Here is a 21,903-nt window from a genome sequence, read left to right as displayed (position 1 = left end):
TAAATGAGCAAAGGAAAAATATTAATAATAAACTTCATTGGCCTTGTGGTCGTGTTAGGTCTTATTGTCACTGGAGTATACATGTACTATCAACATAAAAACTATGTAAAAACAGATGATGCCGTCGTTTCAGCAGATATTACCGAAATAGCTGCACCAACATCAGGTATTCTTACTGAATGGAAGGGCAGTGCAGGAAAAGATATAAAAGTAAACCAAGCAGTAGGGAATGTAAGTGATGGAAAAGCAGCACATGAAATCGACAGTATAGCTGCGGGAACAATCATTAAAAATGAAGCAAAGGCAAACGAACTAGTACAGGCAGGGCAGGTGCTCGCACAAACGGCAGACATGGATCATATGTATGTGCTTGCAAATATAAAGGAAACCGAATTGAACGACATTGAAATTGGTGACAATGTTGATATAACAGTCGACGGTGATTCAAATGTAACGTTTGATGGGAAGGTAGAAGATATCAGTTATGCAACAAACTCTGTCTTTTCTGCACTACCATCACAAAACGCAACTGGAAACTACACTAAAGTAACCCAGAAGGTTCAAGTGAAAATTTCGATTCAAAACCCAACGAAAAAAGTGCTTCTCGGTATGAATGCAGAAGTGAAAATATCAATCTGATTAAAAAGGACAATTCCTGATGCAGGAGTTGTCCTTTTCACTTTATTAATTAACTTGAGCTTCCCTGTCATGGCTTGGTATGATAAAAGGAGAATAAAGAAAGAGAGTTATCTTCATATGAGTATGCGTCTAAGAGATTGGGACCAGAATTTAAAGATTCGCCTTGCAGGAGAATCTGTTGTTAATATTACATTTTGGATGTTTTTTCCGTTTTTATCTATTTATTTTACGGAAGCCTTTGGCAAAACAACTGCCGGAATGCTGCTGATACTTTCACAAGTGTTTTCTTGTGCCGCAAACTTGCTTGGGGGATATTATGCAGATAAATATGGCCGCAAGAAAATGATGGTGCTGTCCGCTTTTGTTCAAGGTGCAGCTTTCACTGTTTTTGCCGTTTCAAGCTCGCAGTGGTTTGATTCTCCATTGCTTGGGTTTCTTTGTTTTACTGTTGTTAGCATGTTTGGTGCTGTTTACTGGCCGGCAAGCCAGGCGATGATTGCAGATGTCGTAGGAGAAAAGGATCGCAGCGACGTTTTTGCGATTTTTTATACTTCCACAAATATTGCAGTCGTAATTGGACCGATTATTGGAGGCATCTTTTTTGCAGACTACCGTTTCACATTGCTGTTAATGGCAGGTGTTTTAAATCTTGTTCTTGGTTTAGTGCTTCAATACATGGTGAAAGAAACAGCTCCAGTTGAAAAGAAAGAGGAGAGCTCCCAAAACAAAAACTGGTCTTCTGTGCTTGGTGATCAACTGAAGGATTACAGAATAATTATGAATGACCGGGTTTTTCTCCTGTTTATCATCGCAGGTGTTCTTGTTGGACAAACCTTTATGCAGCTTGACCTGTTGTTCCCTGTTTATATCAACGAAGTGGTGACAAACCAGCCACTGTTGAAAATCGGAGACTGGTCCTATGTTGTTGAAAATACACAGGCGTTCGGACTTGTGCTCGCAGAAAATGGCTTGCTTGTTGCAATCTTTACAATTGTTGTGACAAGGTGGATGGGCAAATACAAGGAACGAAACGTATTTATTATTTCCTCGTTCACATACGCTGTTTCTGTTTTACTATTCAGTCAAACCTCGTGGATATGGGGGCTGCTGTTTGCTATGCTTGTGTTCACATTGGCAGAACTCATGACAGCAGGACTACAGCAAGGCTTTATTTCTGAGCTTGCGCCTGCAGACAAAAGAGGGAAATACTTTGCTGCTGCTAGTCTGCGCTACACGTTCTCAAAGGTGATTGCACCAGTGTCCATACCAATGAGTGTTTGGTTTGGCTATACATGGACTTTCATCATCATCAGCTTATTAGCTTGCATAAGCGGCATCCTCTATTACAGGATGTTTCATATGTTTGAAAAGCGCAAAGCGTTAGAAACGGCTCCTAAATGGTAATTTAGGAGCCGTTTTTTTATTCTTTATCTTCCGCCGCAATAATTAGCTTAATATTGTTTTCTTTCGTAAAAGCCTGATACTCCTTAGGCGGTTCCGCACCAGTAATTAAGCAGTCAATGTCATGAAGTGTGCAGTATGTCATAAGGGCATATTTGTCAAACTTATGATGGTCGACAAGCAAGTACACCTCGGCACTTCTTTCCACAACATTCTTCTTAATCTCACTTTCCAATGGAGACGAATTTGTGACACCATTTGAGATGGAAATACCTGTTGAAGCCATGAAGGCCTTATTAATATTATAGGATTTAATTACGTCAGTGCTTTGAATGCTTGCAAAAGACTTAGTTTTACGTTCTAACACACCCCCAAATGTAATGATGTGAAGATTTTCATAAGGAAGCGCCTTAATAATAAAATCAAGATTATTTGTAATAATGGAAAGCTGTTTTGTTTTGAGAAACTCTAGCATTTCCAGTGTGGTAGTGCCTGAATCAATAAAGATAATGTCACCATCCTGGACAAATTCCGCTGCGCTTTTCCCAATCAGCATCTTTTCATCCTTATTGCGGATTTGCCGGTCATTAAAAGAAACGAGTGTAGCATGATTAACGGCAACACCGCCATACACCTTTTTAAGCTCGCCTTCTTCCACCAGCTCCTGTATATCTCTTCGAATCGTATTTTTGGAGACATTAAATACTTCAACCAATTCATCGAGAGAAACCGTTTCATGCTCAAATACATAATCTTGAATTTCTTTAATTCGTTTATTTTTCAGCATCATTCTAGCCACCTTTTGTTATTCCGCTATGCCTGATTTTCTATTTGTTCTGTCAAGCAGTTGCCTTTTCTTCAAAAACCTATGTCAATCCTGCTGCTGTCGTTAAAGTATAGGGGTCCTGTTAAAAGTTTTTTCGATAACTTAGCTAAATTATACCAAAAAATAACCAAGAGTTCACCAATGAAATTAGAAAATTTATTGGTGATTGACGGGCAAGTATAGGGGATATGTTTTATTTAAAAGAAGGGGATGATATATCAATATAAAAAAGCCAAGCTGTAGGATGACCCTTAACAGCTTGGCTTTTGTTTATTTTAAGCAATTAATTTTCTGCTAGTTTAGCAGAAGAACCGTTAGGCTTCACTGTGTTTTGCTTGCTTAGAAAGTCTTCAGCAGGCTTCGCACGTTTCATAAAGAACGATAGAATAAGTGCTATCACTACAACGCCGACAGAGATAAGGAATGCATCATTAATTCCTTCCATCATCGCCTTCATTGCAAGCTGTTCTTTAGCCGCAGCTAATGTTGCTGCATCAGGCTGTGCTGTCGCATTTGACATGTTTTTCATTGCATCTTCTGCTAATTCCTTAGCATGTGTAGTCGTGCGGTTTGACATGATGGTAATCATTAAAGCAGAACCGATGGCGCCAGATACTTGCTGTAATGTGTTGTTCATAGCTGTACCATGCGGATTCAATCGTGCAGGCACTTGGTTCAAACCATTTGTCATTACTGGCATCATAACCATTGACATACCAAACATACGGATGGAGTAGATGATAATCAATGTTGTGTAAGATGTATCCATTGTTAGTTTGCTAAACATATATGTTGTAATAGCTGTAAGTGTTAAACCAGTAATAGCTAAAACTCTTGCTCCATATTTATCAAATAGTTTACCTGTAATTGGTGACATGATCCCCATGATGATAGCACCAGGTAAAAGCAGTAGACCAGAATCTAATGGAGAAATTCCTCTAACTGTCTGAATGTACATTGGCATTAACAGCATCGCAGAAAACATAGCGATATTTACTACGATAGAAATTGTTGCGGACAATGCGAAAAGTGGATATTTGAAAATCCTGAATTCAAGCATCGGATTCGGAATTTTAAGCTGTCTTACAATGAAGAGAACTAAGCTTAAGAAACCGATAATTAATGTTCCATATACATAAACACTGTCCCAGCCTTTGCTCCCAGCAGTACTGAAGCCATACAACAGACCGCCAAAGCCTAAAGTGGAAAGAATAACAGATAGGACATCAATAGAGATTTCTACTTTATCCTTTTTGTCTTTCAATTTAAAGATTGCGAACAGTAATACGATAATTGCAATTGGAGCAATGAAACGGAACAATACGTGCCAGTGGAAATGCTCCACAATATAACCGGAAAGTGTCGGACCAATCGCTGGTGCGAAGATCATAACTAAACCGAAAACTCCCATTGCACTACCACGTTTTTCAACTGGGAAGCTTGTTAACAGGAAGTTCATAAGTACTGGCATCATAATTGCTGAACCAGAAGCTTGGACCATACGTGCACCCAAAAGGACTGGGAAAGAGTCAGCGAATCCTGCAACAAGTGTCCCGATAGTAAATAAGGACATGGCAGTGATAAACAGTCTTCTAATAGAATACCTTTGAATTAAGAAGGCAGTTGTTGGAATCATAATGCCGTTGACAAGCATATAGCCAGTAACGAGCCATTGACCTACAGATGCTTCAATGTCGAAATCTTTATTAATAGAAGGCAATGCTATATTCAATAAAGTCGAATTTAAGATAGCAACAAAAGCCCCAGCCATAAGAATGGCGATAATGCCATATGGTGGCTTTTTCGTGTTTTGTGTTGCTGTGTTGTTCATGAAATGTTTTCCTCCTTATGAACATCGAGTTCATTTTTTATACAATTGTTATAGGCTTAAATAATAATATACTGGCAGTATAAATTTTGCAATAAAAATGTTTAGGTTTACTAAAAATATAAATTATCAGTATTTTTCTACCTTTATATTAAATAGGCGAAAGTTGTTTTGATAACGTTTTCTTAGTTAGATTCTTGAATTTTATTGCTATATAGGTTAGTATGTTTTTTGAACTGTTAGTATAATTTCCCTAAGGTGATGAATATGAATAACCGGAAAAAGCATGTGTTAAACAAGGCTCATGAGCTCTTTATTGAAAAAGGGTTCCAAGCAACATCCATTCAAGAAATATTGGATAGCAGCGGGATTTCAAAAGGAACCTTTTACAATTATTTTTCAAGTAAAAATGAACTTCTAATTTCTATTTTTAAAGAAATTTACAGTGAGCTCGGCGAAAAGCGCAAGAACCTAATGATAGGTCAGGATAAGTCGTCATTGGCTATTTTTATCCAGCAGATTGAATTACTAATAAATACAAATAATCAGTATAAGATTATTTCTTTATTCGAAGAAATTTTGTTTACCAATGATCCTGAGCTCAAGCAATTTTTGAATAGAAGACGTATTCAAGAAATTAACTGGCTGTATAATCGATTAATGGATATATGTGGTATTGATAAAAAGCCTTATTTGCTTGATTGTGCTGTCATGCTGACAGGAAATCTTCACAATTTGATTTATTTTTATTCATTGGATAAGCAACGCCATACAGATGTCCATAAGATTGTTCAATATAGTGTGAACAGAATTATCGGGATGGTCGAAGACGTTTCGAAAAATGGAGAGCGCCTCCTGTCTCCAGATTTATTGTTAAAATGGCTGTCAGACAGTGCGGAAAATGACAGACATACAGACAGCAAAAATATATCTTGTGTAATTGAGTCGCTTAAATTGATGATAAAAAACAGTGTGCAAAATGTGGAAGAGCAAAAAAAATACGAAGAATTAGTCGAGTTTGTTGAAGAAGAGCTTGTAGAGCCCCAAAACCGCCGCAAGCACATAGTACAGATGGCGATTGGTGAACTGAAAGCCTCCATTAGTGATAGTGAGTGCCAGAAAGCGATTTGTATATTAGAAGATAAGCTTAAGAAAATGGAATAGCTGTTAGGAGTGGCCTGGAATCCGCAAACTGTGATTTTGGGCTTTTTTATTTGCCAAATAACTTGTTTGCAAAAATTCCGGTAAATATTCTGATTAGATTTGACCATTTAGGGGAATTTATACGATATAACAAGAAAGTAGGTATGATTTACGTGGAGTTTTTTCTAGCTATACTTCCTGCTCTGTTTTGGGGCAGCATTGTGTTACTTAATGTAAAAATAGGTGGTGGAGCATACAGCCAAACGTTAGGAACAACAATTGGTGCGCTGTTGTTCTCACTAGTTGTGTATTTAATTGCAAGACCTGAGCTCTCACCGCTTATCTTAATTGTCGGCATATGCTCTGGTATCTTTTGGGCGGTTGGACAAAGCAATCAGTTTAAATCAATTGAATATATTGGTGTCTCAAAGACAATGCCGATTTCAACTGGTCTTCAGATTGTGTCCACAACGCTGTTTGGTGTACTTGTGTTTCATGAGTGGACAACCGCTACGACAATAATTCTTGGCATTATTGCGATTCTTTGTATTCTCGCAGGTATTGTATTAACAACTTACGATCAGAAGAGAAGTGAGGATGAATCAGCAAAGCTGAAAAAAGGAACGGTTACGTTACTGATATCTACTTTAGGATATCTTGGCTATGTTGTTATCGCAAGACTGTTTTCTGTTGATGGCTGGTCAGCATTGTTTCCACAGTCCATTGGCATGGTTATTGGTGGCCTTATCATTACATATAAGCACAAACCCTTTAATTTATATGCAATAAAAAATATCCTGCCTGGCCTATTTTGGGCAGCAGGTAATATGTTTTTATTCATCTCTCAACCGAAGGTCGGTGTCGCAATAAGCTACTCGTTATCGCAAACAGGTGTTGTAATTTCCACACTTGGCGGTATCTTCTTGTTGGGAGAAAAGAAAACGAAGCGCCAGCTCATCTTCGTTGCAATTGGGATTATCCTCATTATAGCGGGAGTAATCTGTTTAGGCATCGCCAAAAAATAACAAGGAGGAAGCATTATGTATACTGATTTGAAAGGGAAAGTGGTGGCAATAACAGGTGCGTCAACTGGATTAGGGCGTGCAATGGCAGTAAGATTCGGTCAGGAGGGAGCGAATGTTGTCATCAATTATTTTTCTGGAGAAGAAGATGCCATGTCCGCTAAACAAGAAGTAGAAGAAGCAGGCGGACAAAGTATTATTATCCAAGGTGATGTGACGAAAGAGCAGGATGTGATTAATATCGTTGAAACTGCTGTTAAGCACTTCGGTAAATTAGACATAATGATTAATAATGCAGGGATAGAAAATCCAGTTCCTTCCCATGAGATGTCGCTAGAAAACTGGGAGAAAGTTATCGGCACTAATTTGACTGGCGCCTTTCTTGGCAGCAGGGAAGCATTAAAGTATTTCGTCGAAAATAAAGTCAAAGGTAATGTTATCAATATGTCTAGTGTGCATGAGATGATTCCATGGCCGACATTTGTTCATTATGCTGCAAGTAAAGGCGGGGTTAAGTTAATGACAGAAACACTTGCCCTTGAATATGCTCCAAAAGGTATTCGTGTCAACAATATTGGACCAGGCGCCATTAATACACCAATTAATGCCGAAAAGTTTGCTGATCCAAAGAAACGTAAAGATGTGGAAAGCATGATTCCATTGGGTTATATTGGCAAACCAGAAGAAATAGCTGCAGTTGCAGCATGGCTTGCATCAAATGAATCGAGCTATGTTACAGGGATTACTTTATTTGCAGATGGAGGAATGACAAAATATCCTTCCTTCCAGGCTGGAAGAGGATAATACAGTCTATTTAATCTCTCCTGATTGACTCGCAATTCTTCTTGTTGGTAGAATAGGATAATATTCAATAGGAAGAAATCGGATTTATCAAGATATAGGTGGAGATATGATGAAAGAAAAACCGGCAGATCCGTATATCGAGAGCTGGCTGTCTTTATCGGGCTTGCAGGCGAGGATTGCCAATGAGTTGGAGCATGTTCTGCAGAATCGACATCAGCTTTCTTTAAGAGAGTTTTATGTGCTACTATTTTTGTCTAAAGCACCTGAGAAAAAGCTGCGGCTTCAGCAGTTGCAGGAAATGGTTGGTTTGAGTCAAAGTGCATTATCAAGGCTTGTGACAAGGCTTGAGGCCAAGGACTGTGGTGTGCTGAAAAGGCATATTTGCACAGATGACAGAAGAGGTATTTATACTTCGTTGACAGAGTACGGGGAAGACAAGCTGACACAATCAAACGAAACCTTCTCAACGACGCTCGCAAACCTTCTGGAACAGAAAGAAACAAATAATGAACTTCAGACCATTTTGCAAATGATGTTTGAAAAAGAATAAAAGCTGACGATCTCCTTGTCAGCTTTTATTCTTTTTTCATTTCCAAAATTATGTAACTTTATTAAAGGAAACTTCGCCATATAGGTGTAGACAATTATATAAATGGAGGGATTTAGGATGTTTAGGCACAGTAGATTACTGATTACTGCTTCTTTCCTTATTGTTATTGCTGACTGGCTGTTCAGATTTGCTTGAAGGGGATAAACCACCACCACTTTATGTTGTTATTGATGGAAGTGAATATGAAACAAAGCTGGGAAGCTATTGCTGGTCAGGTAATGGAAATGGGGTATGCTCAGATGTATTGGGAGTGCAGGACCTCCTTGAAGATGAACCACCAATTAGTGTCAGGCCTAATGAGACTATCCAATTCAAGCTGAATTATGAGATAAAGCCCTCCGAAGTAAGATTAGCTCAAGTGGAGCAGGATAATAAGGGAATAGAAGTTCCTATTACAAATAATAAAATAAAGGCACCTGCAGACAAAGGCGTTTATTATCATGCATACAGTTGCAGGTGGAAGGATGAAAAAGACGAGACTATATCAAGTGGGGATGCTTATTACGCTTTTGCCATTGTAGTAGAATAATGTCGGTAAAATACGGGTAAAGTAAAGCGGTAATCTGTCTAAAATTATTATTTTTTAATTTTACTAAGGTGAATTATTTGACCATACATAGTAGGAATGATAATTTATATGCATGAGCATGCATTTTAAAAAGAAAGAAGGAATTTTACAATGGACCATTTATTTTCACCATATTCTCACAAGAGCCTCGAGTTAAAAAACAGGGTTGTTATGCCCCCAATGTGTCAATATTCTGTTACGAAAAAGGATGGGGTTGCCACAGATTGGCATTATGTTCATTATGTAAGCCGTGCTATTGGTGGTGCGAGTTTAATCATTATTGAAATGACAGATGTAGAACCAGATGGCAGAATAACAGACAATGATTTAGGCTTGTGGTCAGATGAGCAAATTGCGCCACTTGCACGGATTGTTGATGCATGTCATCAGCATGGAGCAAAAGTTGGTATTCAAATCGCCCATGCTGGCCGCAAAGCAGAAGACGCGGAAGTGCCAGTTGCTCCATCAGCTATTCCGTTTGACGAAAACTCTAAAACACCAAGAGCTTTATCAACAGTGGAAGTTAGTACAATGGTTGAGAAATTCCGGGCAGCAGTTGAACGAGCTGTTAAAGCAGGCGTTGATACGATTGAGCTTCATGGTGCTCATGGATACTTAATTCATCAATTCCAATCAAAGCTGACAAATAAACGGGAAGACAAATATGGTCAGGATCGGAAGAAGTTTGGCGTAGAAGTTATTAAAGCAGCAAAAAGCGTAATGCCTGAAGAGATGCCGCTAATTTTGCGTATTTCTGCGAAAGAGTATGTAGAAGGCGGATATGAAGTAGAAGAAAGCATTGAGTTCTCCAAAGCATATGTAGATGCAGGTGTGGATATTTTCCATATTAGCGCAGGCGGAGAAGGCCCAATTGCTGCTGCAGGAAGACCTGGAACACATAATGCATATCAAGTGCCGTTTGCAAGAGCGTATAAACAAGCATTTAATATTCCAGTCATTGCAGTCGGCAGACTCGACGATGCAGCACTTGCCAATTCCGTTATCGGCAACGAAGACGCAGATCTTGTTGCCGTAGGAAGAGGTATGCTAAGAAACCCATACTGGGCATTAGAAGCAGCAGCCCAACTAAAAAAAGAAACAACAGTCCCACAACAATACGTTACAGGATTTCCTAAGTAATGAAAGCAAAAGGTGCATAGCAATATGCACTTTTTTTATTGAAAGAAAAGGAAACCCCAAACAGATAGAGAATGTATATAAAATACACACATGAAAAACAGGGGAGGAAAAGCTATTGAAAAATGCACTTGTTATTGGTGGTACGAGGTTTTTTGGAGTACATCTTGTTGAGTCATTATTAGAACGTGGTATGGAAGTCACGGTCGCAACAAGAGGTAAAACGGCAGATTCCTTTGGCGATAGAGTTAAGCGCATTGCCTTTGACCGCTCAGATTTAGCTAACTTTAAAGCAGCGTTCCAAGACACTAAATGGGATGTCATTTATGATCAAATCTGTTATTCAGCTCATGATGCGGTGGATGCAATCGAGGTATTCAACGGCAAAACAGACAAATATATCTTAACATCCACCTTGTCTGTATATGATTCATCATCGGAGCTTTTGAAAGAAGAGGATTTTAATCCATACATATATCCTATTGAGGTAAAACCAACGAAGGATGTTACATATAAAGAAGGAAAAAGACAAGCAGAAGCTGTTTTCTTTCAAAAGGCACCCTTTAAAACAGCAGCAGTAAGAATACCGATTGTCGTTGGAGTTAATGACTATACGCAAAGGCTTAAGTTCCATACAGACAAAGTCGCAAGTGGACGTGAAATTTATTTTCCAAATCTTAATGCAGCCATGGGGTTTGTTGACGAAAAAGAAGCAGGACATTTTATTGCTTGGACAGGTGTTGAAGGAGTAGAAGGTCCCGTTAACGCATGTGCTGACGGCATCATTACAATAGCTGAACTGCTGGAGCTTATTGAAAAAAGTGCAGGGAAAACAGCACAATTGGCAATAGAGAAGAACGAAGAAAATGCGTCACCTTATGGAATCGAGTCTTTTTGGGCAATGAGCAATGACAAAGCAAAAAGCTTAGGGTTTCATTTTTCCAATCTCTATGAATGGCTGCCAAGGCTCATTAAAGATTTATTAAAAAATCCAGCTGAATAATATCTACAGCAGCTAGTCATTTAGGTAAATGACTAGTTTTTTTGCATAGAGGAAACATTTTTAACTTAACGCATATTAATGATAAAAAGGGAGTGGTTTATGTGAATCGAGGCAGACGAGTTGACAAGAAAATAGTTGCGTATTCTTATATTTGCAAAACACTCGGAATTATTAATGAGGCGGAAGAAAAACAAATTAAGGCAGGGCTGCAAAATAAGAAAGGTAAATCAGAATAAGAAAAAAAATAGATTTTTCAACTCATAAGCCAAGCCATTATGCGTATTTTCCCATAATAGCTCGGCTAATTTTATAAGGAGAATCTATTCATCAGCATAAGGTATGTCAAAACAGTCCTAGAAAACATAAGGCTAAGCACTTTCAGGTTCGGATTTTTTTTGCCTTAAGTGCATAATAAATGTAGCGACTCCAATAAGAGCGACACAAGCAAGGCTGACAAAAAAACCTATTCTGATTCCCTTTTCCATTGCTGTCCCGCTGACAGCAGCAACGATAAGCACAATACCGAAAACTGCTTTTGTTTTATCCCAGCCAGACGGCTTCAGTACTTTAAATGAGGAGAAAAGGATAAATGCCCAGTTGTACAACAGCAGAATTCCAGCCGCTGTCGTTATATACTCGAATATTTTTCCTGGCAAAAGCAATGCTGCTAAAACAGAAGCAAACAGCCCAACTGCTCCCAATATTAATGATGGAAGTGGAAGCTTATGAAACTTCTTCAGCTTCTTCTCAAAAATAGCAGGCGCATCGCCACTCTTTGCTAATGTGACAAGCAAGTTAGTCACTCCAAATAAGGATGCAGTCATCGTTGAAAATCCTGCAATAATGATGGCTCCATTAAATACATGTGGAAAAAAGCTGAGTGGATATCCAGCAAGCGCTGTTACAAAAGGGCTCTCCTTTTCATTAAATTTATCCAATGGAACAAGTAAAACAGCGAGAGCTAAAGAAAGACAATATATAATCAGCAATATGATCAGCATATTCGTACCTGCTTTTGGTGCATCTTTTTTATCTTTTAGCTGCATGGCCATTAACCCGATAACTTCGATTCCTCCATATGCGTAAAATGCATAAATGAGGGAAGTCCAAAACCCTTGAAGTCCTTTCGGGAAAAATGCATCAAATGATTTAGGAGTTTGCATCGGGTGATCTCCGCCATGTATCCAGCCGAATAATGCTGCTGCTCCTAAAATGATAAACATAATTATCGCTGCGGTTTTAATGACAGCTAAATAATTTTCAACCTTATCAAAACCGTCAGTCCCTAAAAACACGACAAAGATGGATAATACAGCATAGATACAAGCAAAGACCCAAAGTGGTATGTTCGGGAACCAAAACTGGGAAAGGAGAGACAGGGCAGTAAGCTGACTGCCCATAATGAGAATGTTGGAACCCCAATAATTCCACCCGCAGCTAAAGCCTGCCCATGAGCCAAAAGCTTTATTGGCATAATAGCAAAACGACCCTTCCTGTGGATCCTCCGCTGTCATCTTTGCCAATAAATTAAAAACAATATATGTACCAATTGCAGCAATCATAAAAGATATTACGATGGCTGGCCCTGTTTCAATGACCCCGAGGCTGGAACCTACAAAGTATCCAGTGCCGATTGTACAACCAACACCGACTAGTGATAATTCCCACCACTTCATGTTCCCTTGTTTTTGTGAACTTTTCTGTTTGGTTTTATCTTGGCTGCTCATAGTAACTCCTTTTTTAATGAAAAATGAATTCGTTTGTTTAAAATTAGTATGCGTAAGTTTTAAGGAAATATTTAAAGAGCAGGCTTCCATTAAAATACAGATACCAGTAAGTTTATTCCTACAAAGGACTTAGGAAAAATAAGTCCATTTACATAACTTTAAAGAAAATATCAGAAAAATTTGCTGCTTTACTAAAATTCAGCTAAAATGAGAACGAAAAATAGTAAGTCAGAAAGAGGTTCGTGCATGATAGATCATATCGTCCTTGTTAAATTTAGTGAAACTACTACAGATGAACAATTGCAGGAAGTAATTAAAAGGTTTCGCGCGTTAAGAAATAAAATAATGGGAGTAGTTGACCTGCAGGCAGGGTTGAACTTTGCCCAAAGCAATACAGACTATCAGGTTGTCTTGAAGGTGCGTTTTGAAGACAGAGAGGCACTTTCATTGTATGGCCCAAACCCTGAACATCAAGCCGTTGCAGCATATATTCGTGAAGTCGGCAGAGTGGACAGTATAGTAGTAGATATTGAAATATAAAAACGCGACAGGTCGTAATGACCTGTTTTTTTCATGTGTTTGACTTAAATAAATTTAAGCAGAAAGAATGCATAGTGTCATGATTACAAGCTAACAATAGTATTAATTCACAAATAATTTGTAGTATATGCTTGATTATTTATGGGGGCATTATACAAAACGATAAACTAATTAGATTTTTTTCATTCATTTCAATAATAAAAATAGTCAAACTAAGTGTGACAAATATCACTCTGGACAAAAAAATCTTTAAAATTTTGTGCTGTTCACATTTATTTTTAATAAAAAAGTGGTATTATATTAAAGGAGTTAATGAAGGGTTGTTGTTTATTTACTAGTTTTGTATAACCACATACCTTATTATCAATGTATCCAAAAAAAATGCACTAATTATTAGTCTACAAACCATTGTGCAATTTTGCACAATAGTTTTTGGAAGTATTATTCCAAAACACATTAGGAAAATGCCAATAGCAAAGGAGAATCAGTTATGTCAGAAACAACTACACAAACAAGTGCTGAACTGACAGCTACATCTACTAATAGCCAAGACTTATTGGATCAGCTTTTAAAGCCTGAGGTACAAGAGTCATTGACTACTTTAATCGAACAGCTGCCAAAATTAACAGAAGTCGTTAATACATTAACAAGCTCATATGATCTTGTTCAAGGCCTATCAAAAGATGAGGTCTTCATGAGTGATATGGTTAATGCAACAACTGAAATGCTTGAACCAGTCGTTCATTCAGCAAAAGGCATGGCTTCAGCTGTAATCGAAGCGAAGGATCGTGCAGAGCAAAGCAATGAAACAATCGGTGTATTCGGTTTGCTTAAATTACTAAAAGATCCTCAAGCTCAAAAAATGCTGCGTTTTACACAAAGCTATCTTCAAATCTTGAACGAGCGTGACCAACAAAAATAAGTTCAACAATTGAATAGAACGAAGGACGGAGGATATACCATGTCAAAAAACATAGTTATTTTAGGTGCAGGATACGGCGGGCTTTTAGCTGCTCAAAATGTTCGTAAATATTACACTAAATCACAAGCAAATGTGACGGTTATTAACAAATATCCAACACATCAAATTATTACAGAATTACATCGCCTTGCAGCAGGAAACGTTCATGAAAAAGCTGTAGCAATGCCTCTAGATAAACTTCTTAAAGGTCTTGATGTAGACATTAAGATTGCTACAGTTGAAACTTTCAATGTAGACAACAAAGAAGTTATCCTTGGTGATGGATCTAAGTTGAGCTACGATGCACTTGTTGTTGCATTAGGTAGCGTAACAGCTTACTTCGGAATTCCAGGATTAGAAGAAAACAGCATGGTTCTTAAATCAGCTGAAGATGCAAACAACATCTACAAACATGTTGAAGCACGCATCAGTGAATATGCTAAAACGAAAAAACCGGAAGATGCTACAATCCTTATCGGTGGCGGCGGTCTAACTGGCGTTGAACTAGTTGGTGAACTAGCTGACATTCTTCCTGCAATGACAAAGAAATACGGCGTAGACTACAAAGAAATCAACTTATCTTTAGTTGAAGCAGGACCAAAAATTCTTCCTGTTCTTCCAGATAATTTGATTGAGAGAGCAACTAAAAGCTTGGAAGCTCGCGGCGTTAAGTTCTTGACTGGACTTGCTGTAACAAATGTAGCAGGCAATGTAATTGACTTGAAAGATGGTCAAAAAATCGTTGCTAACACATTTGTATGGACAGGTGGAGTTCAAGGTAACCCACTAGTTGGCGTTTCTGGTTTAGAAGTAAACCGTGGACGTGCAACAGTGAACGACTTCTTACAATCCACTTCACATCCTGAAGTATTTGTTGCTGGTGACAGCGCAGTTTACTTCCCAGCTGATGGAGATGGACGTCCAGCACCTCCAACTGCTCAAATCGCATGGCAAATGGGTGAGTTAATCGGGTACAACCTTTTTGCATACCTTGAAGGTAAAGCATTAGAAGGATTCAGCCCAATCAACTCTGGTACACTTGCAAGCCTTGGCCGCAAAGACGGTGTTGCAATTGTTGGCGGAAGCTCAACTCCGCTTAAAGGCATGCCTGCATCAATGATGAAAGAAGCATCTAACATTCGTTATCTTTCACATATTAAAGGCTTGTTCAGCTTAGCATACTAATAAAACTAATAAATGAACTATTGGAAGGAATGCCGTTCTCGGCATTCCTTCCTTTTTTATTTTTTGTTTTTTAGAAAACATGAAATAACGAGAAAAACCGCAAAAAACAGAGAGTTGATTAGGTGAGGACGAGTAATTTGTCTTGCATGCGTTCATTTGCGTTTTTTTGTTCGTTTATGGTCTTTTTCCTTCATTTACTTTTTATCTGAATGGGAGTAATATCTTCAAGTAAATAATATTTCGTAAATCGCTTAATCCATTTTTGGAGCGGGGGACCCAATTTTTTGTGCCATATGCTAGGCACTTGGGGTGAATCCTATTGCAGGAGGGGCAACTCTCAGATGTCCCAACCCGACAGCTAACTCCGTAAGCGTTTAGAGAGAGGAATAATCTGATGTTCGATTTTTAACAATCGGCCACGGGGTATCCTCGTGGTTTTTTTGTGTGCAAAAATTGGATAATCACCTAACTTGGAAAGACATTTTAGCGGAAAGCTGGAGGATGACATGAGCGGTTCAATTTTAAAACGAATTTTAATTGGGAAGCCACTAAAAACAAGTGCACTTGGGGATCAAAAATTAAACAAGCTTAAAGCATTGGCGATTCTTTCTTCTGATGCACTTTCATCTGTTGCATACGGAACAGAACAAATTTTGCTCGTATTAGCAGGTATTGGTATTCTTGCATACTGGTATTCTATTCCGATTGCAATTGGCGTACTTGTGCTCCTTGTTGCACTAATCCTGTCGTATAGACAAATCATTTATGCGTATCCGCGTGGTGGCGGGGCATATATTGTTTCAAAGAAAAACCTGGGAGAAAATGCCGGTTTGATTGCAGGGGGGTCCTTGCTTGTCGATTATATTTTGACTGTAGCAGTAAGTGTTTCAGCAGGAACGGATGCTATAACATCGGCCTTTCCTGTTTTGCATGAACATAATGTAATCATTGCTTGTTTGTTTGTTGTTTTAATTACAATATTGAATTTAAGAGGTGTTACTGAATCTGCCTCTATTCTTGCTTATCCGGTGTACCTATTTGTTATAGCGTTGGCAGTGCTTATAGGCACTGGGCTGTGGAAGATTGCCACAGGAGATGTCGGAAGCGTTGAACATACGCCGATAGGGACTGCTGTCCCGGGACTTAGCATCTTTTTGTTATTAAAGGCATTTTCATCTGGGTGCTCTGCGCTAACAGGGGTTGAGGCTATCTCCAATGCTGTTCCGAACTTTAAAGAGCCATCAGCAAAAAATGCTGTCCGAACATTAACGATGATGGGGCTTATTCTTGGTGTGCTGTTCACGGGGATTACCTTATTGGCTTATTGGTATGGAATATCTCCTAAAGCAGATGAAACAGTCGTATCTCAAATTGCTTCAGAAGTTTTCGGACGAACTGGAGTATATTATTTTATCCAAGTAACAACAGCGCTTATTTTGATATTAGCTGCAAACACTGGTTTTGCTGCGTTTCCGTTATTGGCTGTTAACCTTGCCGTTGATAAGTATATGCCAAGAATATTCACCATTCGCGGTGATAGATTGGGCTACTCAAATGGTATTGTTACACTCGGTGCAGCATCAATCCTGTTAATCTTCCTGTTTAAGGGAAATACGGAAATGCTGATTCCGCTATATGCAGTTGGTGTATTCATTCCATTTACTTTATCGCAAAGTGGAATGATTAAAAAATGGTTTACGGAAAGACCGAAAAACTGGAAATGGAAAATGAGCATCAATCTTGCCGGAGCGATCATCACATTGACTGTACTGCTTATCTTATTTACAACTAAGTTTTCGCAAGTTTGGTCTGTGTTAATCTTCCTGCCAATTATTGTGTTTATCTTCCATCGTATTAAAGGACATTACGAGGATGTTGCCAAACAGCTGCGTATGGATGAAAATCATAAGGCAGAAAAACCGGAGGGTAATATCGTTATTCTACCTGTGGCAGGAATTACGAAAGTTGTGGATAATTCCTTGGCCTATGCTGAAAGTATCGGGCAAACGATTATCGCTGTTTACGTTGCTTTTGACAGAGAAAGTGAAAAGCGGATGGAGGAAAAATGGCAAGCATATCGACCAGATATTCGTCTAGTAACCATTCATTCACAGTATCGCAGTTTAGTTAGACCGTTAAGAAGATTCATAGACGTGATTGAAGAAAAGGGAGCGGAAAACCATAACAGTGTGACCGTTATTATTCCCCAATTCATCACGAAGAAAAGCTGGCATAATATCCTGCACAATCAATCAAGCTTGCTGCTGAAAGCACATCTGCTTTATAGAAGAAACGTGATTGTTACAACAGTACCTTTCCGTTTTGAAAAGTAATAGCCAGTTAGAATGAACAACTTAAGAAAGAAGGCTTCCGTCAAGGAAGCCTTCTTTCTTTTTTAACCGTAAAGTATACCGCCGTCAATAAGAACCGATTGCCCTGTCATATAATCTGAATCCTTTGAAGCAAGGAAGGAAACGAAATTAGCAACATCCTCTGGTTCTTGGGTGCGTCCTAATGCAATGCTTTTAGAGAATTGTTCAAATGCCTGTCCTTTTTCGAGATTCATATATTCGACCATGCCTGCATCGATTCTGTCCCACATACTTGTGCCAACAATACCTGGACAATAAGAATTAACGGTTATTTTGGCTGAAGCAAGCTCCTCAGCAGCGGCCTGTGTCCATGCTTTAACAGCAAACTTTGTCGCAGAATAAGCACCTAACAAGGAATAAGCCCGATGGCCAGCGATGCTGCAGGCATTTATGATTTTTCCGCCTGTACCTTGTTTTTTCATTTGTTCAGCAGCGGCTTGGATGCCGTATAATGTTCCAAATACATTCACTTCAAAGATTTTTTGGACATCTTCTTCTGAAATATTTAAGATTGAATCAACTTGATCAATTCCAGCATTATTAATGAAAACATCAAGCTGTCCATACTGCTGCACAGTTTGTTCGACGAGATTTTCTATCTCTTTCTTGGAGCTGACATTTGCCTGGACGGCCATACTTTCAATGCCTTTATCCATTAATTCAATGCTTGTTCTGTTTGCACTTTCTTCATTAACATCACTAATAACAATGGTAAATCCATCTTTGCCAAGCCTTTCTGCGATGGCTTTCCCGATACCCTGTCCAGAACCAGTTATGACTGCAACTTTTTTATCCATGTTCATTCTCCTTTTCTATTGTAAATTACAATTCTAGTTCCCTTAATGAGAGAATCTAAAACGAATGAAACGAATTTTGCGATAATTTGTTGGTTCATAGATTTCCTGGGAAATTTGTCGATAGGAAAAAAATGCTGTTTTCATGTATAATGAAAGAGAAAAAATGTGAAAAGGGGATAGATAGAATGAGCTTGGAAACAATAATTAAAGGTAGAAGAACGATTAAAAAGTTTAAAACGACAGCTGTTAGTACAGATACAATTAAAGAACTTCTCCAAGTATCCGCATTTGCTCCGAACCATAAGATGACAGAGCCTTGGGAAATTCTGTTTATTGGGGAAGAAACAAGAGCGAAGTTTAATCATAAAATTAATTTCGGAGATGCACCAATCTTATTTGCTGTTCTTTCACATAAAGGAAGAAACACCTTAGAAAGGGAAGAAAACGCAGCTGCTGTTTCTTGTTTCATCCAAAATTTCCTTTTACTATCATGTGAAAAAGGCTTAGGAACATTCTGGAGTTCTGTTGGCGCTTCTGAAAATGGAAGAAACATTTTAGGTGTTTCAGACGACTATGATGTAGTTGGTGTGATTGCAGTTGGGTATCCTGATGAAACAAAGGATGCAAAGGAAAGGCAATCAATTGAATTAAAAGTTAAGCATTTAAATTAATATACGAAGCAGGAAAAAAACTTGATTTTATAAATCAGGTTTTTTTTATGCATCGTTCTAGCCAAGCTTTCGCCTAACTGTAGTAAATGCTATGAGGTTTGTGATCTCTTCCTCTGTCAGTGGCTTGCCATCAACAGTCAGAACGATATTATCCATTTTAGAAATGGTAGCCAGCTCTAATATAGTAGTCTGATTTTTGCGAGCAAGAATTACATCAATAGAGACGTCAAATAAATCAGCTATTTGGATGAGGGCTCTTAAAGAAGGTTCACGATATCCTGATTCATAACCAGCGTATGTACTTTTGGCTATCCCTAAAAGCTCCGCTGTTTCAGCTTGAGACCAATTTTTGTTTTTTCTAAGCTCGCTTAATATTTGCAGCAACGAATGTTCCCCCTTTTACTCTATATTTGGAAGTATAGCATGTCTAAATTCGTTTTAAAAGAAAAAATACGCGAATTGAATACAAATATTGCTTTATTGGTAATGGTGGTACTATAATACAAATAAATGAATACGCGTATCGCATACGTAAAAAAGGATTTGTAACTAGGAGGAGCTATCATGAAAAAAATATTGCTGCTAGCCACAGGCGGTACCATTGCTTCTATAGAGGGAAATGAAGGGTTAGTTCCTGGAATGACTGCAGAGGAGTTATTAGTGCATTTTGAGGGAGATTCCCAATCAGTTGATGTAACATGTGAAATTCTAATGAACAGAGACAGTACGAATATGCAGCCAGAGCATTGGAAAGTGATTGCAGAAGCCATCAGCAACAATTATGACTTATATGATGGATTTGTAATTACACATGGAACGGATACGATGGGGTATACTTCTGCTGCATTATCATACATGCTTCAAGGACTTGAAAAGCCTGTTGTAATAACTGGATCTCAAGTTCCAATCAGCTTTAAGCAAACTGACGCAAAGAAAAATGTTGCAGACAGCATTCATTTTGCTACAGAAGATATAGGCGGGGTTTTTGTTGTGTTTGATGGCAGGGTTATCATTGGTACACGAGCAGTGAAAATGAGGACAAAAAGCTATGATGCATTTGAGAGTATTAATCACCCATATGTAGCGTCTATGCAAAATAAAAAAATCCAGTATTACTGGAAACCTAAAAAATCTTCAGAGGCTTTCAAAAAGGATACTAGCTTATGTTCTGATGTGTTTCTGCTGAAATTGCATCCCGGTACAAAGCCTGAGATCTTTGACTATTTAAAGAATAATTATAAAGGTATTGTAATTGAAAGCTTCGGTAATGGCGGCTTGCCATTTGAAGATAGAAACCTGCTTCCGAAATTAGCGGAAATGGTAGAAGCAGGTGTTGCGGTCGTTATCTCAACCCAGTGTTTGGAAGAAGGCCAAGACCTGTATTTATACGAAGTAGGAAGAAAAGTTGCGCAATATAATGTTATCTTATCGGCAGATATGAACACAGAAGCAATCATAGCAAAGTTGATGTGGGTATTAGGTAAAGCAGATAATGTGGAAGCAGCAAAACAATGGATGGAGAAGCCAATCGCATGGGATCTTTCAGTGGACTGGGAAAAATAAAAACAATCAGCGTTGAAAAGACGTTAAGCTATATTTGGCTTCATATCGGAGTATTGCTGATGGCCGTTAATATTCATTACTTTATGGCGCCAAACGAATTTGCTTCTGGAGGACTTGGTGGACTCAGCATTGTTCTGCAATCCTTTTTTCCAACAATCCCTTTAGGTGGGCTTATGGGTTTGCTTAATATCGTATTTTTCCTCTTAGGATTTGCCTTTTTAGGATTTCAGTTTGGTCTTAAAACAATTTATGCCAGCTTTTTACTGACGTTTTTTGTGTGGATGCTCGGGAAGATTGCTCCTGTTGATGTTCCTTTAAGTCATGACCTCTTTATCCAGCTAGTAGTTGGTACGTTAATTGCAGGATTAGGACTCGTGCTTGTTTTGAAGCAAAATGCTTCAACTGGTGGTATGGATTTGATTGCAATGATTATTAATAAGTATTTTGCGATCGAAATAGGAAAGGCAGTATTGATGGCAGATTGTCTCATATCTCTTGCTGCCATATTTGCTTTCGGTATAGAAAAGGGCCTGTATGCATGCTTTGGTGTTTTTCTTAGAGGAGTCGTCGTGGATTACTTCCGCGATCAACTGCAAATGACAAAAGAGGTTGTCATAATAAGTGAGAAATGCGAACACATTAAGCATTATATTATTGAACACCTCCATAAAAGTGCAACACTGCATTCTGCGATAGGTGCATTTTCTAATGATGAAAAAGAAGTTATAACGATTGTCTTAAAAAGACAAGATTATATAAAATTAAAAAAGTTTATCTATAAAATTGATAAAAATGCATTCATCACCGTACATAATATGAATGAAGTGGTGGGTAGTAATTTTAATAATGTAGTTTAAACCAAGAAAAACAGGGTAAGTATTTATACCCTGTTTTTTTGTGTTTTTTATTTTTATAACGGATTATTCGCTTATCATTATAGTCGAATAACAGTTTATGTTATCTCGGTCGACGGAATATACTCTTGATTGTCTAGTCTATAAAGCATTAATATATTATTATAAAACGTGACTATAGTATTATATACGAATAGTTGTATAACGCATAATATAGGTACTATACAGTGAGAAAATGAGAACTAATTACAT

The 21,903-nt window shown here is 38.2% G+C and carries 22 protein-coding genes and 1 riboswitch; of the genes, 17 read left to right on the top strand and 5 right to left on the bottom strand.

The window, feature by feature from the left end:
* Positions 1 to 3: 3 nt before the first annotated feature.
* Positions 4 to 639 (top strand): HlyD family secretion protein, encoded by a 636-nt coding sequence (locus tag CEQ21_RS26765; protein ID WP_185767156.1) that lies wholly within the window; start codon positions 4 to 6, stop codon positions 637 to 639.
* 123 nt (positions 640 to 762) lie between these two features.
* A complete protein-coding gene (locus CEQ21_RS26760; protein ID WP_185767442.1) occupies positions 763 to 2,043 on the top strand; it encodes an MDR family MFS transporter in 1,281 nt (426 codons plus the stop codon).
* A gap of 16 nt (positions 2,044 to 2,059) precedes the next feature.
* On the opposite strand, the gene CEQ21_RS26755 is transcribed toward CEQ21_RS26760, so the two are convergent.
* Positions 2,060 to 2,827: a DeoR/GlpR family DNA-binding transcription regulator gene (locus CEQ21_RS26755; protein ID WP_185767441.1), complete on the bottom strand. Its 768-nt coding sequence runs from the start codon at positions 2,825 to 2,827 to the stop codon at positions 2,060 to 2,062.
* 322 nt (positions 2,828 to 3,149) lie between these two features.
* Positions 3,150 to 4,697, bottom strand: a complete 1,548-nt coding sequence (locus CEQ21_RS26750; protein ID WP_185767155.1) for a DHA2 family efflux MFS transporter permease subunit — start codon at positions 4,695 to 4,697, stop codon at positions 3,150 to 3,152.
* A gap of 264 nt (positions 4,698 to 4,961) precedes the next feature.
* Between CEQ21_RS26750 and CEQ21_RS26745 the strand changes: the two genes are divergently transcribed.
* The 8 genes from CEQ21_RS26745 to CEQ21_RS27330 all read left to right on the top strand — a co-directional run bounded on the left by CEQ21_RS26745 (position 4,962) and on the right by CEQ21_RS27330 (position 11,217).
* Positions 4,962 to 5,858, top strand: a complete 897-nt coding sequence (locus CEQ21_RS26745) for a TetR/AcrR family transcriptional regulator (protein ID WP_185767154.1) — start codon at positions 4,962 to 4,964, stop codon at positions 5,856 to 5,858.
* A 152-nt stretch (positions 5,859 to 6,010) separates the two neighbouring features.
* Positions 6,011 to 6,862, top strand: coding sequence for a GRP family sugar transporter (locus CEQ21_RS26740; protein ID WP_185767153.1), 852 nt, complete (start codon positions 6,011 to 6,013; stop codon positions 6,860 to 6,862).
* A gap of 15 nt (positions 6,863 to 6,877) precedes the next feature.
* Positions 6,878 to 7,663, top strand: a complete 786-nt coding sequence (gene gdh, locus CEQ21_RS26735) for a glucose 1-dehydrogenase (protein ID WP_185767152.1) — start codon at positions 6,878 to 6,880, stop codon at positions 7,661 to 7,663.
* Positions 7,664 to 7,772: 109 nt separating this feature from the next.
* The gene (locus CEQ21_RS26730) at positions 7,773 to 8,213 is read left to right on the top strand and encodes a MarR family winged helix-turn-helix transcriptional regulator (RefSeq protein ID WP_185767440.1); all 441 of its coding nucleotides are present in this window, start codon (positions 7,773 to 7,775) and stop codon (positions 8,211 to 8,213) included.
* Between the two features lie 187 nt (positions 8,214 to 8,400).
* Positions 8,401 to 8,802 carry a hypothetical protein gene (locus CEQ21_RS26725; protein WP_185767151.1) on the top strand — a complete coding sequence of 134 codons (402 nt, stop codon included), beginning with the start codon at positions 8,401 to 8,403 and terminating at the stop codon, positions 8,800 to 8,802.
* Positions 8,803 to 8,952: 150 nt separating this feature from the next.
* Complete coding sequence (locus CEQ21_RS26720) at positions 8,953 to 9,981, top strand: NADH:flavin oxidoreductase/NADH oxidase (RefSeq protein ID WP_185767150.1); 1,029 nt, start codon at positions 8,953 to 8,955, stop codon at positions 9,979 to 9,981.
* 115 nt (positions 9,982 to 10,096) lie between these two features.
* Entirely contained in the window at positions 10,097 to 10,981 is an 885-nt protein-coding gene (locus CEQ21_RS26715) for an NAD-dependent epimerase/dehydratase family protein (protein WP_185767149.1), read from the top strand.
* A gap of 101 nt (positions 10,982 to 11,082) precedes the next feature.
* On the top strand, positions 11,083 to 11,217 hold the full coding sequence (locus CEQ21_RS27330; RefSeq protein ID WP_268879004.1) for a hypothetical protein: 135 nt from the start codon (positions 11,083 to 11,085) through the stop codon (positions 11,215 to 11,217).
* Between the two features lie 132 nt (positions 11,218 to 11,349).
* On the opposite strand, the gene CEQ21_RS26710 is transcribed toward CEQ21_RS27330, so the two are convergent.
* Entirely contained in the window at positions 11,350 to 12,708 is a 1,359-nt protein-coding gene (locus CEQ21_RS26710; RefSeq protein WP_185767148.1) for an amino acid permease, read from the bottom strand.
* 246 nt (positions 12,709 to 12,954) lie between these two features.
* Here CEQ21_RS26710 and CEQ21_RS26705 point away from each other — a divergent pair, with 246 nt between their 5' ends.
* From CEQ21_RS26705 to CEQ21_RS26690, 4 genes are all read left to right on the top strand, one after another.
* Complete coding sequence (locus tag CEQ21_RS26705; RefSeq protein WP_185767147.1) at positions 12,955 to 13,248, top strand: Dabb family protein; 294 nt, start codon at positions 12,955 to 12,957, stop codon at positions 13,246 to 13,248.
* A gap of 490 nt (positions 13,249 to 13,738) precedes the next feature.
* Positions 13,739 to 14,170, top strand: coding sequence for a helical membrane plugin domain-containing protein (locus CEQ21_RS26700; protein WP_127735207.1), 432 nt, complete (start codon positions 13,739 to 13,741; stop codon positions 14,168 to 14,170).
* Positions 14,171 to 14,209: 39 nt separating this feature from the next.
* Complete coding sequence (locus CEQ21_RS26695; RefSeq protein ID WP_185767146.1) at positions 14,210 to 15,394, top strand: NAD(P)/FAD-dependent oxidoreductase; 1,185 nt, start codon at positions 14,210 to 14,212, stop codon at positions 15,392 to 15,394.
* Between the two features lie 238 nt (positions 15,395 to 15,632).
* Positions 15,633 to 15,783: riboswitch (cyclic di-AMP (ydaO/yuaA leader) on the top strand.
* A gap of 117 nt (positions 15,784 to 15,900) precedes the next feature.
* Positions 15,901 to 17,727 (top strand): APC family permease, encoded by a 1,827-nt coding sequence (locus tag CEQ21_RS26690; protein WP_185767145.1) that lies wholly within the window; start codon positions 15,901 to 15,903, stop codon positions 17,725 to 17,727.
* A gap of 62 nt (positions 17,728 to 17,789) precedes the next feature.
* Here the strand turns inward: CEQ21_RS26690 and CEQ21_RS26685 are convergent, their stop codons facing one another.
* Complete coding sequence (locus CEQ21_RS26685; RefSeq protein ID WP_185767144.1) at positions 17,790 to 18,569, bottom strand: acetoin reductase; 780 nt, start codon at positions 18,567 to 18,569, stop codon at positions 17,790 to 17,792.
* 179 nt (positions 18,570 to 18,748) lie between these two features.
* Between CEQ21_RS26685 and CEQ21_RS26680 the strand changes: the two genes are divergently transcribed.
* Entirely contained in the window at positions 18,749 to 19,234 is a 486-nt protein-coding gene (locus CEQ21_RS26680; protein WP_144452247.1) for a nitroreductase family protein, read from the top strand.
* 57 nt (positions 19,235 to 19,291) lie between these two features.
* Here CEQ21_RS26680 and CEQ21_RS26675 read toward each other — a convergent pair whose 3' ends face one another.
* Entirely contained in the window at positions 19,292 to 19,618 is a 327-nt protein-coding gene (locus tag CEQ21_RS26675; RefSeq protein WP_185767143.1) for a helix-turn-helix domain-containing protein, read from the bottom strand.
* Between the two features lie 180 nt (positions 19,619 to 19,798).
* Here CEQ21_RS26675 and CEQ21_RS26670 point away from each other — a divergent pair, with 180 nt between their 5' ends.
* Both CEQ21_RS26670 and CEQ21_RS26665 read left to right on the top strand, forming a co-directional pair.
* Entirely contained in the window at positions 19,799 to 20,797 is a 999-nt protein-coding gene (locus tag CEQ21_RS26670; RefSeq protein ID WP_185767142.1) for an asparaginase, read from the top strand.
* Positions 20,767 to 21,654, top strand: coding sequence for a YitT family protein (locus CEQ21_RS26665; RefSeq protein WP_185767141.1), 888 nt, complete (start codon positions 20,767 to 20,769; stop codon positions 21,652 to 21,654). Before CEQ21_RS26670 ends, CEQ21_RS26665 begins: the two co-directional genes overlap by 31 nt.
* Positions 21,655 to 21,903: the final 249 nt, after the last annotated feature.

The sequence above is a fragment of the Niallia circulans genome (assembly GCF_007273535.1).
Taxonomy (GTDB): Bacteria; Bacillota; Bacilli; order Bacillales; family Cytobacillaceae; genus Niallia; species Niallia circulans_B.
Note: the sequence above shows the minus strand (reverse complement) of the source record. Positions and strands in the feature narration are given on the sequence as shown.

What these genes read in the sequence shown, in the direction of transcription:
- CEQ21_RS26680 (WP_144452247.1), top strand. Translation starts at nt 18,749, where the DNA reads ATGAGCTTGGAAACAATAATTAAAGGTAGAAGAACGATTAAAAAGTTT.
- CEQ21_RS26720 (WP_185767150.1), top strand. Translation starts at nt 8,953, where the DNA reads ATGGACCATTTATTTTCACCATATTCTCACAAGAGCCTCGAGTTAAAA.
- CEQ21_RS26755 (WP_185767441.1), bottom strand. Translation starts at nt 2,827, where the DNA reads ATGCTGAAAAATAAACGAATTAAAGAAATTCAAGATTATGTATTTGAG.
- CEQ21_RS26670 (WP_185767142.1), top strand. Translation starts at nt 19,799, where the DNA reads ATGAAAAAAATATTGCTGCTAGCCACAGGCGGTACCATTGCTTCTATA.
- CEQ21_RS26765 (WP_185767156.1), top strand. Translation starts at nt 4, where the DNA reads ATGAGCAAAGGAAAAATATTAATAATAAACTTCATTGGCCTTGTGGTC.
- CEQ21_RS26690 (WP_185767145.1), top strand. Translation starts at nt 15,901, where the DNA reads ATGAGCGGTTCAATTTTAAAACGAATTTTAATTGGGAAGCCACTAAAA.
- CEQ21_RS26745 (WP_185767154.1), top strand. Translation starts at nt 4,962, where the DNA reads ATGAATAACCGGAAAAAGCATGTGTTAAACAAGGCTCATGAGCTCTTT.
- CEQ21_RS26705 (WP_185767147.1), top strand. Translation starts at nt 12,955, where the DNA reads ATGATAGATCATATCGTCCTTGTTAAATTTAGTGAAACTACTACAGAT.
- CEQ21_RS26730 (WP_185767440.1), top strand. Translation starts at nt 7,773, where the DNA reads ATGAAAGAAAAACCGGCAGATCCGTATATCGAGAGCTGGCTGTCTTTA.
- CEQ21_RS26710 (WP_185767148.1), bottom strand. Translation starts at nt 12,708, where the DNA reads ATGAGCAGCCAAGATAAAACCAAACAGAAAAGTTCACAAAAACAAGGG.
- CEQ21_RS26750 (WP_185767155.1), bottom strand. Translation starts at nt 4,697, where the DNA reads ATGAACAACACAGCAACACAAAACACGAAAAAGCCACCATATGGCATT.
- CEQ21_RS26695 (WP_185767146.1), top strand. Translation starts at nt 14,210, where the DNA reads ATGTCAAAAAACATAGTTATTTTAGGTGCAGGATACGGCGGGCTTTTA.
- CEQ21_RS26700 (WP_127735207.1), top strand. Translation starts at nt 13,739, where the DNA reads ATGTCAGAAACAACTACACAAACAAGTGCTGAACTGACAGCTACATCT.
- CEQ21_RS26665 (WP_185767141.1), top strand. Translation starts at nt 20,767, where the DNA reads ATGGGATCTTTCAGTGGACTGGGAAAAATAAAAACAATCAGCGTTGAA.
- CEQ21_RS26685 (WP_185767144.1), bottom strand. Translation starts at nt 18,569, where the DNA reads ATGAACATGGATAAAAAAGTTGCAGTCATAACTGGTTCTGGACAGGGT.
- gdh (WP_185767152.1), top strand. Translation starts at nt 6,878, where the DNA reads ATGTATACTGATTTGAAAGGGAAAGTGGTGGCAATAACAGGTGCGTCA.
- CEQ21_RS26760 (WP_185767442.1), top strand. Translation starts at nt 763, where the DNA reads ATGCGTCTAAGAGATTGGGACCAGAATTTAAAGATTCGCCTTGCAGGA.